This window comes from Kitasatospora sp. NPDC023118, from assembly GCF_055560875.1.
The window spans coordinates 20,530-35,257 of sequence record NZ_JBVHHW010000031.1 but is presented as its reverse complement, the minus strand read 5'-3'; the positions used below and the strand labels follow the sequence as shown (position 1 = coordinate 35,257).

The 14,728-nt window shown below is 72.1% G+C and carries 10 protein-coding genes and 2 pseudogenes; 7 read left to right on the top strand and 5 right to left on the bottom strand.

Annotated features, from left to right (window positions below; translation table 11 throughout):
* Positions 1-116: 116 nt before the first annotated feature.
* The 3 genes and pseudogenes from ACZ3UD_RS30855 (at position 117) to ACZ3UD_RS30845 (ending at position 4,470) form a co-directional block, all read left to right on the top strand.
* A pseudogene (locus ACZ3UD_RS30855) lies at positions 117-1,333 on the top strand (IS110 family RNA-guided transposase).
* A 1,245-nt stretch (positions 1,334-2,578) separates the two neighbouring features.
* Entirely contained in the window at positions 2,579-4,090 is a 1,512-nt protein-coding gene (locus tag ACZ3UD_RS30850) for a hypothetical protein (RefSeq protein ID WP_465594978.1), read from the top strand.
* Complete coding sequence (locus tag ACZ3UD_RS30845) at positions 4,039-4,470, top strand: WD40 repeat domain-containing protein (RefSeq protein ID WP_465594975.1); 432 nt, start codon at positions 4,039-4,041, stop codon at positions 4,468-4,470. Before ACZ3UD_RS30850 ends, ACZ3UD_RS30845 begins: the two co-directional genes overlap by 52 nt.
* A gap of 388 nt (positions 4,471-4,858) precedes the next feature.
* On the opposite strand, the gene ACZ3UD_RS30840 is transcribed toward ACZ3UD_RS30845, so the two are convergent.
* Positions 4,859-5,314: a hypothetical protein gene (locus tag ACZ3UD_RS30840; protein ID WP_465594972.1), complete on the bottom strand. Its 456-nt coding sequence runs from the start codon at positions 5,312-5,314 to the stop codon at positions 4,859-4,861.
* A 300-nt stretch (positions 5,315-5,614) separates the two neighbouring features.
* Complete coding sequence (locus tag ACZ3UD_RS30835; RefSeq protein WP_449821876.1) at positions 5,615-5,899, bottom strand: hypothetical protein; 285 nt, start codon at positions 5,897-5,899, stop codon at positions 5,615-5,617.
* A 232-nt stretch (positions 5,900-6,131) separates the two neighbouring features.
* On the opposite strand from ACZ3UD_RS30835, the pseudogene ACZ3UD_RS30830 reads away from it, so the two are divergent.
* Positions 6,132-6,350, top strand: a pseudogene (locus ACZ3UD_RS30830) (hypothetical protein); the annotation flags it as partial.
* Positions 6,351-6,745: 395 nt separating this feature from the next.
* On the opposite strand, the gene ACZ3UD_RS30825 reads toward ACZ3UD_RS30830, so the two are convergent.
* The 3 genes from ACZ3UD_RS30825 to ACZ3UD_RS30815 form a co-directional block, all read right to left on the bottom strand.
* Entirely contained in the window at positions 6,746-8,983 is a 2,238-nt protein-coding gene (locus tag ACZ3UD_RS30825) for an ArnT family glycosyltransferase (RefSeq protein WP_465594968.1), read from the bottom strand.
* A 68-nt stretch (positions 8,984-9,051) separates the two neighbouring features.
* Positions 9,052-9,219: a hypothetical protein gene (locus ACZ3UD_RS30820; RefSeq protein ID WP_465594965.1), complete on the bottom strand. Its 168-nt coding sequence runs from the start codon at positions 9,217-9,219 to the stop codon at positions 9,052-9,054.
* Positions 9,220-9,362: 143 nt separating this feature from the next.
* Entirely contained in the window at positions 9,363-9,695 is a 333-nt protein-coding gene (locus ACZ3UD_RS30815) for a hypothetical protein (RefSeq protein ID WP_465595104.1), read from the bottom strand.
* Between ACZ3UD_RS30815 and ACZ3UD_RS30810 the strand changes: the two genes are divergently transcribed.
* From ACZ3UD_RS30810 to ACZ3UD_RS30800, 3 genes are all read left to right on the top strand, one after another.
* Positions 9,634-10,080: a hypothetical protein gene (locus ACZ3UD_RS30810; RefSeq protein WP_465595116.1), complete on the top strand. Its 447-nt coding sequence runs from the start codon at positions 9,634-9,636 to the stop codon at positions 10,078-10,080. The two genes, ACZ3UD_RS30815 and ACZ3UD_RS30810, sit on opposite strands and share 62 nt — an antisense overlap.
* Before the next feature lie 111 nt (positions 10,081-10,191).
* Positions 10,192-14,223: a DNRLRE domain-containing protein gene (locus tag ACZ3UD_RS30805; RefSeq protein WP_465594962.1), complete on the top strand. Its 4,032-nt coding sequence runs from the start codon at positions 10,192-10,194 to the stop codon at positions 14,221-14,223.
* A gap of 17 nt (positions 14,224-14,240) precedes the next feature.
* Positions 14,241-14,675, top strand: a complete 435-nt coding sequence (locus ACZ3UD_RS30800) for a hypothetical protein (RefSeq protein WP_465594959.1) — start codon at positions 14,241-14,243, stop codon at positions 14,673-14,675.
* Positions 14,676-14,728: the final 53 nt, after the last annotated feature.

The window sequence follows — 14,728 nt, the reverse complement described above, 5'->3', positions numbered from 1 at the left end:
CGAAATCGCTGATGGGATGTCGTGCCCGCCCAGTCGTGGCGTGAGCACAGCCTTATTAGGTCGCTGATGGTTCTCCTGCGGGCTACTGCCGATCGAGGTCGATGACGGAGGACGAGTTGCTGTTCGTAGGGGACGACTGGGCCCAGGACCACCACGACGTCGAGCTGATGGACTCGGCGGGCCGCCGGCTGTCCAAGGCTCGGCTGCCGGAAGGTGTGGCGGGCATCGAGCGGTTGCACGCGATGACCGGTGCCGAGCTCGGCGAGGACAGCAAGGCCGACGTGGTGATCGGGATCGAGACCGATCGGGGACCGTGGGTGCAGGCGCTGATCGCCGCCGGCTACACGGTGTACGCAGTCAACCCGCTGCAGGCCTCCCGATACCGGGAACGTCTGGCGGTCTCGGGCGCCAAGAGCGACGCGGCCGACGCGCACATGCTCGCCGACATGGTGCGCACCGACTCCCACCAGCTGCGCCCGATCTCCGGGGACACCGCCGACGCCGAAGCAGTCAAGGTGGTGACGCGCATCCACAAAACCTGATCTGGGAGCGAACCCGCACCACGCAGCGGCTGCGGCACGCCCTGCTCGACTACTTCCCCGCCGCACTGGAGGCGTTCGAAGACCTGGACGCCCCCGACGGCCTGGAGCTGCTGGCCAAGGCGCCTGATCCGGCGGCCGCAGCGAAGCTGACGACCACGCAGATCAGTGCAGCCCTCAAGCGCCCCCGCCGACGCAACATCGCCAGCAACGCCACCAAGATCCAAGCCATACTGCGCGCCAAGCACCTGGGTCAGCCCGCCGCTGTGACCGCGGCCTACGCCGACTCGGTACGCGCCCTTGTCGCGCTGCTGGTCACCTTGAACGAGCAGGTCAACTTCCTGCACGGGCAGGTCGAGGACTACTTCGGCCGGCACCCCGACGCTGAGATCATCCGCTCCCGGCCCGGACTGGGCCCGATGCTCAGCGCCCGGGTCCCCGCAGAATTCGGCGACGACCCGCACCGCTACGCCAGCGCCAAGGCCCGCAAGAACTACGCCGGCACCAGCCCCATCACCCGCGCCTCCGGCAGAAAGAAGGTCGTGACCGCCCGGTACGTCCGTAACGACCGGCTCATCGACGCCCTGATCGCCCAAGCATTCTCCGCGCTGAGGGTCTCCCCTGGTGCCAGGGCCTACTACGAGAAGCAACGGGCCCGCGGCATCGAATTCAACGCCGCCCTGCGCCGGCTCGCCAACCGGCTCGTCGGCATCCTGCACGGCTGCCTGAAGACCGGCACACCGTACAACGAGGCGACCGCCTGGTCCCACCGGGCCCACGCACTCGCCGCTTGACCCCCACCTCATGGAAGGCCTTCAGCCGGTGTGTTGAAAGAGCCCGGCATCGGGTCGGTGCCGTTACCCTCGCGCGTCGTCCTCGATGAGAACAGTCGCTTTCCGATCGTGGTGATCCGGCCACCACGGAGGCGTGGAGTGTCTATCGTCGAACCGCGCTGCTGATCGAGTTGCCAGAGGCCGGGGGCGGAGGGTGGTGGCGTCGGGCGTGGAGCAGGCGGGGGGCGTGGGCGAGCCGCGGCACGTGGTGCTGTCGTTGGGGATCGCGTTGACGCGTACCGAGGACGGTGACTCGCCGCGCTTCGGCCTGGACGTCCTGGAGGACGCTCCCGTTCATGCCGGGAGGGTCGCTGAGATCCTGGAGGAGTTCCGGTACACGCGGCGCCCGACCACGGCACCGGAGGGACAGGCCGACTACGGGAAGCTGGTCGAGGCCGCGGTCGAGGCCGAGGACGCCGACGTGCTGATCGTGCACATCGTCGGGCACGGTGAGCTGGCCGACGGCAGCAGCGAGAAGCTGTACATCCTGGGCAGCGACGGGGATCGCCTGGGCCGGCCTGTGGGCGGGTGGATCGACCTGATCGAAGACCACCCCCAGCGGCACCGGCCGATGACACTGTTCGTCCTGGACGTCTGCTACGCCGGGCAGGCCGCGGTGACCGCCTGGCACTCGCGGATGGACGTGGCCAAGCGCCGGGCCTGGGTGCTGGCCGCGACCGGACCGGACAAGCAGGCGTTCGGCTACCGGCTAAGCCAGGCCCTGGTACGGGTCCTGGAGAAGTACCGCGACCTGGAAGTCCGCTTCGACCCCTCTTTGCGGTACATCCCGCCCGGTACGGTCTGGCGGGACATCGACCGTGCCGTCAACGAGCTGGCCGAACGGGCCAACGGGCTACCGCAGTCGATCCTGACCAGCCTCGTCCCCGGCCACGCCGACCTGTCCCGGCTGCCGTTCTTCCCCAACCCCTCCTACACTCCCAAAAACACCACACCGGCGCTGGTCCCGGGCCTGCCCCCGGAGATCGCCCACCTGGCCGACTGGGCCGCAGACCCCCTGCACTTCATGCGCCGTGCCGGCGGCGCCGAACCGGTGGACCGTGACTGGGCCGAGGGCTACTTCAGCGGCCGCACCGCACAACTCGACACCCTCACCGCATGGCTCGACGACGACACAGCCGCCCCGGCGCTGCGCGTGGTCACCGGCAAAGCAGGCGCCGGCAAGTCCGCGCTCCTCGGCATTCTCCTGTGTGCCGCCACCCGGCACTGCGCCGCCACACCCGCGTCCTGTGGGCCGGACTCGACGACCACGTACCCGGCGAGAACGACCGGATCGCGGCCGTCCACGCACGACGCCTCGGCCTCGACGACATCACCGCCTCCCTGACCCGCCAACTACGCCACATCACCACCCCCGGCACCCCGACCCAACCGGACACAGAAACCCAGGACACGACCGGGAACCCGGCACAACGCCTGCTGAGCCTGCTGCCCCCCGGCAGCCGCCCGGTCACCATCGTCATCGACGCCCTCGACGAGGCCCTCCACCCCCGGGACATCACCACCGCCCTGCTGCTCCCGCTCGCCCAACACGCGCAGATGCCCGGCGGCCGACTGCGGCTGCTGGTCGCCACCCGCGAGGACGTACGGTTCGACCATCTCCTCGGCCTGGCGCGGGACGCCGGAGCGTGCACGGACCTGAGCACCATCGCGCCGCACGAGGTCCGCCGGGATGTGGCCGCCTACGCCAAACGGCTCCTGAGCGCCGACGGCCCGTACACGCGCGGTGCCCTGCGGGCCGTCCGGGACGCCCTGGCAGAAGCGATCGCCGAAACCCTCACCGCACAGGCCCCGGGCCCACAGGGCCGCGAGACCGAAGCCCTGCAGTGGGGCGAGTTCCTCACCGCGGGACTCTACGTCCACCATCTCCTGGCCATCCCACCCGCAGCCACACCCGAGGAGGCCGCACGGCTCGGCCGGGCCGTGCCCCGCAGCCTGCCCGACCTCCTCGAACTCGACCTGCACCGCCACGCCGGCCAGATTCACCTGCGTCCCGTGCTCACGGCCCTCGCCTTCGCCCAGGGCCGGGGCATGCCCGAAAGCGTCCTGGTCCACGCCGCCGCGGCCTTCACCGCCGACGGTGACCGCCCGCCGTCCCTGCGGGACCTGTACGCCCTCCTGGACGGGGAAGCACGCTTCTACCTGCGCCGCGACATCGACACCGACGGCACCACCCTCTACCGGCTCTTCCACGAAGGCCTTGCCGACTGGCTCCGCCAGCCCACCAGCCCGCCGTCGGGCGAGGGCCCCACGATGACGACGAACTCCCCGGCCGGTCGGGCAGATCGCCTGTTCGAGCGGCTCCTGGACTGCGTCCCCCGGGGTCCGGCAGGCGGCCTGCTGTGGCAGCACGCTGCCGGCTATCTGCTGAGGCACACCGCCCAGCACGCAGTCGATGCCGGGCGCATGGACGAACTCCTCGACGACGCAGGCTACCTCCCCAGCACGCCGACCCCCACACCCTCGCCAACGCCCTGCCCTACGCCCGATCCGACCAGGCCAGGCTCAACGCCACGGTCTACCGAGCTTCCTGGGGCGTCCACCACACGCTGCCACCCGCGGCACGCCGCCAGCTCCTGGCGCTGGACGCCGCACGCTTCCGCGACACACCGCTCCAAGAGGAACTGCCCGGCGACACCGACTGGAATGTGCAATGGGCAACGGGCAGCCAGGTCTCACCCGCCCTGGCCCGTACCCTGATCGGCCACACCGGCGGGGTGGGCGCGGTGGCGGTGCTGGAGGGCCGCCCGCACGCCGTCACCGGCGGCTACGACGGGTTGGTGCGGGTGTGGGACCTGACCACCGGCACCCAGACCCGCGAACTGACCGGCCACACCAGCTCGGTGCGCGCGGTGGCGGTGGCGGTGCTGGAGGGCCGCCCGCACGCCGTCACCGGCGGCTACGACCGGTCGGTGCGGGTGTGGGACCTGACCACCGGCACCTGCCTCACCGCGTTTCGCTTCCCGGATGCGGTGAGAGCCGTGACCGTCACCGCGGACGGCACAGTGGTGGTCGGCTTCGGCCATGAAGTGGCCACCCTCACCTTGAACCCCTCATCAGGAGGCTTCGTTGATCAGTAACACGACTTCGCCGCTACGGATCGTCGCTGTACACGGCATCCACAACAGCTTCGGCACCGGAATCTCCGACGCACGCAAGGAGGAACTCCGTGCGCTGAAGGCCGCCGCCTGGGCACGGGATCTGGGAAGCGGCCTCGGTGTCTCCCCGGACCGGCTCGACGTCGACTTCGCCTACTACGCGGACAGGCTCCGCCCCGGGCCGGCAGCCCAGGGCGGGCAGGACGGCGACTTCCTGGACGACCCGCTGGCCCAGGAGATGCTCGACGCGTGGGCGCGAGAGCTGGGGTTGCCGGACGAGGTGGCGCAGGGGCACGCCGCGGTGCCGCTGCGCGCGCTGTCGTCGTGGATGGCGCGGGCCGGGCAACAACCGGGCGGTTGCCCCCGCTCATCACCGGTCCCCCTCCGGTGGCGGGGTGACCTGCACCGATGCCATCCCGTGCAGCACCCTGCCCGCCGCGATCTCCTGTTCGAGCCGCGAAGTGAACATGGTGAGACGTGCTGCGGGCTCCAGCTCGATCAGGCCCGGCGGCCAGGTGCCGGGCGGCACGATGATCACCACGGCGACGCCCCGGCCCTGCGCCGCTGCCAGCCAGCCGGGCGACACCTCGACCCGTGAGTCCGGCTCCCACACATCGCGGCCCCCGACCAGCTTCAACTGCTCCACGCGGCCGCCGCCGACTCCGACGGCTGCGCTCGTGTCCGGCGGCTCGCCCGCAGCGAGCACGAAACCGCTGTCGACAGCGGCCTCCATCAGCGCACCGTGGAGGTCCGCGCCGACCTCCACGATCATCTCCGCGAACGGCGGCCCCTGCGCCGCCTCATGCACTGCCAGCGCCCACACCACCGGCGCCCGGCCCCGGTTCCTGTCCGTCTCATCAGCCACAACCGCTCAACGACCCACCGGCCCCAACAGGAACTCGGTGCTCCGCGCCCGGCTCGGCGCGCAGCACGATCCGGTCGCGGCCCTGTCTAGCAGCCGGTTCCGCCCTGGCACCGGGAATCCCACGCCTTGGACAGCCACAGCCCACCACCGCTGTCGGCCACCGCGGCCTCGGCGGCGAAACGACGACGCCGCCCGCCCCGGCCTGGCAGGCGGCGGAGCGGGCGGCGCCGATCACGCGGCGATCGTCAGAGGCGACGACCGTCAGATGTGGTGGCTGGTGTCGCGCTCGGCCTTCTCCAGCTGGTCGATCCGGCGCTGCAGCGCATCGGCCTGGGCACGGACCCGGCGCGCCGCGTCCCGCTCGCCCTCGTGGTCCAGCCGGTTGGCCTTCTGGCGCAGCTCGTAGACCTGCTGGCGCATCTGCTTGAGGTCAACGGTGATCGAGGCGGCGGCCGCGGGCTGGGCGGTGGCGACCTGGGCAACCGTCGCCAGAGCGCCGCCGGCCAGGGCTGCGGTCAGGACGAGGGCGGACATGCGTCGACGCATGGGTGACTCCTTACGGTGGTGCGCGGTTCTCTGACTGGACATCAACCGATTACCAGTCAGTAACCATCATGGCACGATCTTGCGTCGCCCCTTGTGCCCGCCCCCGACGTCGACCAGGCGGGCCGCCCCCTGCCGCAGGGGCGAGCGGCTGGTCGGCGGACAGCCGATCGGCTCATGCCCGCTCTCCGGCCAAGCCCGCCCGGGGTGCCGCGCCGCTGACCGCACGGATGACATCGGGACCGAAGAGCCGGACAAGGCGCACCGCCGGCCGCCCGGGGTGGACGACGCGACCATCGAGGCGCTGGGGATGCTGACGAAGGCGCTGGAGTACACCGAGCGGGCCCGCGGGCGCCTGTACGCGGTGCACCACATGACCGGCGGCGCCGACCGGATGCTCGCCGAGGCGGTGCGGATGCTGCGCCAGGCCGGGCACGGCGAACATGCCATCCGGCGGCGCGGTCTCAGCTGCTGGCCCGCCAGATGTCGAGGACGGCTTCGTACAGGCGGTCGGACCCTTCCCACCGGGCCGGGTCGCTCTCGTCGGCCATCACGTGCTCCAGGGCCTGGGCGACGGTGGCGGGGTCGGCGTCGGCGGAAACGTCGAGCAGTACGGCGAGCCGGAGCCGTCGGTCGGCCCGGCCCCGCCGGCGTTGCCCATCGTGATCGTGTAGACGCCTTTCCCACCTCGGGTGAAGTCCCCGAAGTGGGTTTTGCTGATCGTCAGCGACGGCGGGGTGAGCGGCACATCCTATCCGGCGGCCCCGACACCGCCGGCCCGCGCCGTGCCCCGGGGCTTCGGCCGCCGGGCCCCGGGAGGCCGGTGAAGTCGGCCTCCCGGGGCGGTTCTCAGCCCGCGTGCGTGCAGAGGTAGAGCTGCTGGCCGATGACGCCTCCGTCATCGGCCCGGCCGCCGCCGGCCGGCGCCGTGCCGAGCACGTCGGTGGTCGGCACCTGGGTGCAGGCGCTCCGCACCCAGGACTGGATCTGCGCCGTCGTCACTCCCGCCGACTCGCCGCCACTGCCACCGCCACCGCCACCGCCACGCCGGTCGGCGCCGAGCAGGACGTAGCGCAACTCGCCCTTTCCGACGAGCTGTTGGAACTCCGCCAGGGTCGGCGAGGGCGCCGATCCGCTGAAGCCACCCATCGGCAGGACCTCCTCCCCCGTCGCCAGGATGAACGGCGAAGCGGCGCTCCAGCTGGAGGCGGCGAACAGGTAGCGGGCGCCGCCCCGGTGGGCCTGCAGGTAGTCGAACAGGGCCTGCTCGGGCGCCGTCAGGTGCTCCGAGGAGCCGCCGAACCCGCCGCCGCCCCCGCCGTACTGCGCGCGCAGCGCGGCCATGGCGGCAGTGGACCCCTTCGGCGACGCGTGCCGCCCGCCCCCGCCGTGCCCGCCCCCGGAGGGGCCGACGGTGCCCATGCCCGAGTTGCCGTAGGACGAGCTCAGCACCGACGACGCCCAGGCGCCCGGCGCGACCAGCATCGCCGCGACGCCCGCCAGCAGCCCCGCCAGCGCGAACCCCCGCCCGGTGACGCGCTTGAGCGCGACCGCCGCGAGCAGCGCCAGCGCCACGACGCCCAGGCCGATCACGGTCGGCGCCAGCCACGGCAGGAAGGTCGGGAACTCCCCGGCCAGGTAGGCCGACCAGGCGACCGTCCCGGCGATCGCGGCGGGAAGCGCCCACGCCCGGGCGCCGCCCTCGCGGAAGCCCCGCCACAGCAGGACCGTCCCCGCGCCGCCCAGGACCGCCAGGGGAGCGGCGATCACACCCATGTAGTAGCTGTGGCCGCCGACGCTGCCCGCGCTGAAGACCAGGAAGAACACGCCCAGCCAGGCGCCCCACAGGACGTAGCCGGCCCGCAGCACGTCGGTGCGCGGCTCGCGCCGCCGCCAGGCCAGCCCGCACACCAGCGCGACGGCGGCGAGCGGGTAGAGCCAGCCGGTCTGCGGAGCGAACTGCGAGCCGAACATCTTCGTCCAGCCGCCGTCGTTCGCGCCGCCGCCCTGACCACCCCAGCCGCCGGGGCCCTGGTTCTGGGACGAGGCCTGCGCCGGCGAACCCTGCGAACCCTGCGTGCCCTGACCGCCGTGCGAGCCCTGACCGCCGTGCGAGCCCTGACCGGCACCCGCACCGCCATCCGCACTGGCCCCGCCGGCGTGGCCCCCGCCCCCGCCCCCGCCCCGGACCGCCTGCACGCTGCCCGTCTGCGCCGCGCTCATCCCCAGCGAGGAGAACCGGTTCAGGAAGTTGTAGCCGACCACCATGCTGAACGCCGAGTTGTCCGTCGTGCCGTCCACGTACGGACGGTCCTGCGCCGGGGTCACCGTGACCGCCAGCATCCACGAGGCCGACACCACCACCGTCACCAGCCCGGCCAGCGCGACGTGCCCGACCCGCCGCCGAAGACTGGTCGGCGCCGCGAGCAGGTACACCGCCGCGAGCGCGGGCAGCACCGCCCACGCCTCCAGCATCTTGGTCTGGAACGCCAGCCCCACCCACACCCCGGCCAGCAGCAGCGGACGCAGCCGCGCCGTGTGGGCGGCCCGCTGCGCCGCGTCCGCCGCGAGCAGGAGCAGCAGCGTGAAGGCGGCGTCCTCGACCGCGGTGCGGAACAGCCCCGCGGCCACCGGCGTCAGCGTGAAGGCCGCAGCCGCGAGCAGCCCCGCGTTGGCCCCCGCCCACCGCCGCACCACCCGGTACAGCACCAGGACGGACAGCACGCCCTCGACCACCTGTGGCAGGGTCAGCGCCCACGGATGGAACCCGAAGACGCGCGCCGACAGCGCCTGCGGCCACAGGAACCCGGGCAGCTTGTCCAGCGTGATCGTGCCCGCCGGATCGAACGACCCGAACACGAACGCCTTCCAGCTCTCCGTCATGCTGCGCACGGCGTCGGCGTAGAAGCTGTGGTACTGGCTGTGGTTGATGTTCCACGCGTACAGCACGGCGGCGACGGCCGCGATCCCGAGCAGCACGGGCCGTGCGTAGCCCGGCTGGCCGTCGGGTGACGTCCACGGGGCTCGGCGGCCACGCGGCGGGGGAGACGGGGTCTCCCTGGGGGTGGTGAGGACATTGATAGCCATGGTCGGCACCTTCGGATGCGTCCATGAGAGATCCCTTGGAGAGCGTCCCGGTTTGGTCATTTTTATACCTACGGCACGCCGATCGGCCCACCCCGCCCCCGCTGTCCGCCCGACCCGACGCCCTCGGCGCGGTGGCCGAGGAACGCGTAGCTGTCCCTGTCGAAGATCCATTCCATCCGGGCGCCGTCGGCGACCCGCGCCACCGCGATGCCGTGCCGCCCGGTGACGTCCACCACGTCGTTCTCCAGGGTGACGCCCGGGATCTTCGACGCCGCCTGGTAGAGCGCGGCGGTGACGGCCGGCGGCGCGGTCTGCTCCTTCAGCTCGTCGATGGCCTTGAACGCCCGCTCCTCCTTCGGGCTGCGTGGACGTCATCTGGTCAGCCGTCCGGACTTCTCCCATACAGGTGCTTTGCACACGGTTGATCTGCGGTGGCCCTACCTGGTCGTGGAGGCCTCCGCGTGACTGCAGTCCGGTCCACTGCGGACCCCGACGGTCGTCGTGACCCACGACCACGGGCTCGAAGTGCAGGTGCGACCCGGTTCCGTGGACCCGGTAGCCTGCGGCCCACGTGGTGTGGCGGTCCAGCTGCACCCCGGACCCTGCCCTGCCGGTAGGACTGGCGCAGCGCCCGGCCCACCGCCTGGACGATGTCGATGACGCTCGACTTGGGGTCCGCGAAGACGATCGCGTCGACGGCGGCGACGTCGATACCCTCCGACAGGAGGCGGGAGTTGGCGAGGATGCCGCGCTCCTCGCCCCCCGGGCCGCTCCCCGGTGTGGGCCTTGAACTCGGCGAACGCGGCCCGGCGCTCGCGCAGGTCCTCGTCTGCGACAACCGGCACCAGAACGCGGTAGTCGGCAAGGTAGCCGTACTCGATCCCCTGTCCGAGCGTCCGGGTGAAACAGACCTTGCCGTAGATGTGCTCGTCGTCCATCGAGCAGATGACGGTGCCTTCGGCGACGTCGAGCACCTCGTGCGGCACGCGAGCCTCGTCGACGACCATCAGGTCCCGGGCCGGGAGGCGGTGCAACTGGTGAGCCCGGATTTCGCATTCGTGCGTGCAAAATGCGTCACGATCTCATCAACTTCTTAAGGAAATATTCAGAATCTGGACCGATTTGCCCCGAATTATCGTGATCACCATTCCTGGTGATCTTGCTTATGCTCCGGATCGCTTCGACCAAGAGTGAGTCAAGGAGCCCCCATGCACGTTCCAAAGCGGACCCTTGCCGGTTCGCTGTCCCTCGCGGTGGCACTGTCGCTGTCGCTGGCCGGCGGAGCGCCGATCGCGTTCGCGGCCAAACCGCAGCCCAAGCCCTCGCCCGGCAAGCCGCCGACGGCGGCCGCCATCGACCCGACCGGCAGCATCGCCGCCGCCCGGGTCGCCGCGCGCACCACCGGCCAACGCGTCGAGGCGGTGTCCGAGCGCAGCGAGGTGTCCACCACCTGGGCCAACCCGGACGGCACGCTCACCACCGAGCTTGCCGCCGGACCGGTGCGCTTCCTGCGCGACGGCACATGGACCGACGTCGACCTGACTCTCAAGCGGGCGCCCGATGGCTCGGTGGCCCCCGCCGCACACCCGCACGCGATGAAGCTGGCCGGCCCCGGCGGCAAGCGGCCCCGCACCCTCGCCGAGTCACAGGCCATCACCGCGCCCGCCGCCGCGGAGCCCGCCCGCACCCTGGTGTCGCTCGGCTCCGGCGACGACGAGCTGGCGCTGGAGTGGAAGGGCGGCCTGCCCGCACCCGAGCTGGACGGCCCGCGTGCCGTCTACCGGGACGCCATCGGCGACGGCGACGGCGACCTCGTCGTCGAGGCCAACCGCAACGGCTTCGAGCAGTTCGTCACGCTCAAGAAGCGCCCGGCGAACGGGAGTTACTCGTACACCATGCCGTTCAGGGCCAAGGGCCTGAAGGCCGTGGCCCAGCCGGACGGCGGCGTGCTGTTCACCGACCGGAAGAACGGGCAGAAGCGCGCCGTGCTGCCCGCGCCGGTGATGTGGGACGCCACCACCGTGACCGGGTCGAGCGAGCACCCCCGGCAGGCGAAGGTCGACCTCAAGGTCGTCCAGCACGGTGACGACGTCGACCTGGTCTTCACCCCCGACGCCGCCTTCCTGGCCGACCCGGCCACCGCCTACCCGGTGACCGTCGACCCGTCCACCACCGGGCTCGGCAACGCCCTCGACACCCGGGTCCAGAAGGGCGAGACGGTCGACTGGTCGGCCGACGTCGAGCTGTACTGGGGCAACCCCGGCACCAAGAACGCCGACGGCAGTTCGCGCGAGGCCCGTTCGCTGATCAACTGGAACACCTCCTCGATCGCGGACGCGCTGGTCCAGAACGCCACGCTGTCGCTGTACGACATCCACTCCGGCAACACCGACTGCCTGCCCTACACCTGGGAGGTGTGGGACACGGGGCTCGCCTCCACCGCCTCGCGCTGGACCAACCAGCCGGCCTGGAACGCCAAGAAGGCCAGTTCCACCGAGACCAAGGGCCGCGACAACTGCGGCGGCGACGGCTGGATCACCGCCAACGTCACCGACCTCGTCCAGGCCTGGGCCTCGGCGAGGAACCAGGTCTCCGGGATGGGCCTGCGGGCGCCCGACGAGGTCAACACCAAGTACTGGAAGGAGGTGAACTCCGCCAACGCCGCCACCAACGTGCCCAAGCTGACCGTCAACTACAACTACCGTCCGCGCACAGGCACCAAGCAAGAGGCCGGTCCGCCGTTCCTCCAGGACGGCACCGGCACCTGGCGGGTCGACACCACCACCCCGGTGCTCCGGGACACCTTCGTCGACCCCGACGGCGACAAGGTGACCGGCACCTTCCAGCTGGTCGACGCCATCTCCGGCGCCCAGGTCGGCAACGTCAACGTCTCCGGCTACGTGCCCAGCGGCACCCCCGCCGAGGTCACCGTGCCGGCGGGCCTGCTCCAGTACGGCCACACCTACCGGTTCCGCACGTCGCCCTACGACGGCCTGCACTACAACCTGGGCTGGTCCGCCTGGGCCACCTTCAGTGTCAGCCCGCTGCCGGACGTGCCGAGCCAGCTGCAGAACGGCGCCCAGCAGACCCTCACTCCGGTGCTCTCCGCCCTGGTCACCAACCCCAACCAGGGCCGGATCCGGACCGAGTTCGTCCTCAAGGGCCGCAACGGCCAGCCGCTGCCGACCTCGATCGCCCCGGTGTGGGCGGAGAGCGGCACCCGGGCCTCCGTCCAGCTGCCGGACGGCGCGGTGACCGACGGCGGCGACTACACCTGGGCTGCGCGCGCCTGCGCCGCCGTCGGCTGCTCCGCGTGGACCCCCGACCAGCCGCTGGCCGTCCGCGTCCAGGCCCCGCCGGTCCCGCCCGCGCCGACCACCGTGGTCCTCACCGGCCCCGCCCTCGCGGACGCCTCGGCGGCCACCGCCGGCGGCGGCTGCGACACCGGCACGTGCCCGGCCGCCGACCCGGCCGAGCTGCGGATCGGCACCACGCCCGACGGCAGCAGCTGGACCAGCTGGCTCAAGCCCGACCTGTCGGCCGTCCCGGCCGGCTCCCGGGTGATCGGCGGCAAACTCGCACTGACCCGCTCGGACTGCGCGGCCGGTACCGCCGGCTGCGACGAGACCGCCGTGGACGTCTTCCAGCTCGGCAGCGCCTGGGCTCCCGGCCAGGGCGGTGCGGCGCTGGCCACGGCCGCCGGCGCCGAGAGCTACGCCTCCGCCGCCAAGCTGTCGGAGACCGACCTGTCCGCGCTGGTCGGCTCGTGGATCGAGAAGGGCGAGGCCTACGGCCTGGCGCTGCGTCCGCCGGCAGGCTGGACCGGCGCGGCCCGCTACTTCTCGGCCACCGCCGCCGACCCGGCGCGGCGGCCCAAGCTGACCCTCGACTACCTGGCGCCGACCGCGCCGGGCGCGGCCGAACAGGTCACCGCCGTCGGTGGCGACGCCGCTCTGGTCGTCACCTGGAACGCCCCGGCCAACCGTGGTTCGGTCGGCGACGTCGGCTACACCGTCCGGGTCGAGACCTCGGCCGGCGTCCCGGTCCAGGAGGTCACCACCGGCGACCTGCGGGCCACGTTCACCGGCCTGGACAACGCCCGTTCGTACCGCGCGGTGGTCACCGCCAGGAACAGCTACGGAGCCGCCGCCCCGGTCGCCTCGACGGTGGTCCAGGGCACCCCGACGGCCGGCGGCCCGAACCAGTACCGCGGCTACGTGCAGGAGTACCTGGACGCCCGCAACAAAATCAAGATGAAGGCCGGGTTCACCGCGCCGGACGCCGCCGCCGAGGCCGCGCACGGCACCGTCTTCGTCGACTTGCTGGCCACCCAGGAGGCCTCGCTGGTCGCCAACCGCGAGGCGCTGGCGACCCAGAACCAGCTGTACACGGCTGCGGCGGTCACCCTGACCGACGTGGTGGTCGACCAGCAGACGGCCGGCACGGTCGTCGTACGGGCCACCGTCAAGGACTCGGTGATGATCCGGTCGGGCGGCGTGGACTCGCCGAGCGAGAGCGTGGGCGCGAAGCGGTTCGAGTTCACCGTCAACACCGCCGCGGTCCTGGTCTCCGAGGCCGACGACCTCGCGGCCCAGCAGCAGCTGTCCTCCTCCGCGGCCGCGCAGGCCCAGGTCGAGGTGGCCGACGCCGCGCAGCCCGACCCGGCGGACGCCCAGAAGGCCGTGCCCCTGGACGCCAACGGCTTCCCGGTCCAGCCGGCGCAGCCGGCCGCCGGCGCCGTCCAGGCCGGGTACAACTACAACGGCACCGCCGACTGGGCCCGCCGCAACGTCAACATCGGCTGGGACTTCCCCCAGGACTGCACCAACTTCGTCTCCAAGGCCCTGTACTACGGTGGCGGCATGCGCACCCGGTACGGCTTCAAGACCTGGGACGGTGCCTGGTGGACCAACGACTACTGGTTGTTCGGCTGGCACAAGAACCGCAGCTACACGTGGGCCGGCGCGGCCAACCTGCACCGGCACCTGCTGAACTACCGCTACTCGACCTGGCTGCGCTGGACCTCCGAGGCCCGCCCGGGTGACGTGGTGTTCTTCAAGTGGCGCGACGAGCCGCGGATCAACCACGCCGCGGTCGTGGTCAGCTGGGGCGCCCAGATGGAGCTGCGCCAGCACGGCCGGAAGGGCGTCACCACCCTGAACGAGGTGCTGTCCTACTACCGGCAGAAGGGCGAGCCGATCGAGTGGTTCGTCGTCGTCCGTCCGCTCGGGACCAACTGATGGCGGCGGGGCGGCCGGTGACGGCCGTACTGGCGGCCGCGCTCTCGGCCGCCCTCCTGGCCGGCTGTTCGAGCGGCGCCGAGGAGGCCCGGCTGGAGCACTCGGCCGACTATTCCGCCCATCCGCACCTGAAGGTCACCGGCTACCCCGTGCCGGAGACGCTGGGCCTGGCACAGCAGGTGGTGTGGCGGCTGGCCGACGGCTCCGCGGACCGGCTGGTGAAGCTGGCCGCCGCGGAGGGCACGGCCGACGCGCGCCGGGCGGCGGCCGAGGAGTGGGTCCGCGTCTACGGGCCGGGAGCCGCCGGGGAGGTCACCGCCGACTTCGGCGACGACCCGGCGAACCGGCAGACCGTACGGCTCACCTTCCACGGGACCGGCCAGGTGAAGGAGCTGACGCTCCGCATGGACGGTCGTGACGGCGGGGGCGGCTGGCGGGTTCTGCTGACCTGATCCCGCCGGGGCGGCCGGTCGTGACCCGGACGCGGAAACGAACGGTCGGGCAC

Bases quoted from the DNA above. Each gene is read 5' to 3' on its own strand.
- ACZ3UD_RS30825 (WP_465594968.1), bottom strand. From the start codon at position 8,983: ATGGCTATCAATGTCCTCACCACCCCCAGGGAGACCCCGTCTCCCCCG.
- ACZ3UD_RS30835 (WP_449821876.1), bottom strand. From the start codon at position 5,899: ATGCGTCGACGCATGTCCGCCCTCGTCCTGACCGCAGCCCTGGCCGGC.
- ACZ3UD_RS30810 (WP_465595116.1), top strand. From the start codon at position 9,634: ATGTCGATGACGCTCGACTTGGGGTCCGCGAAGACGATCGCGTCGACG.
- ACZ3UD_RS30805 (WP_465594962.1), top strand. From the start codon at position 10,192: ATGCACGTTCCAAAGCGGACCCTTGCCGGTTCGCTGTCCCTCGCGGTG.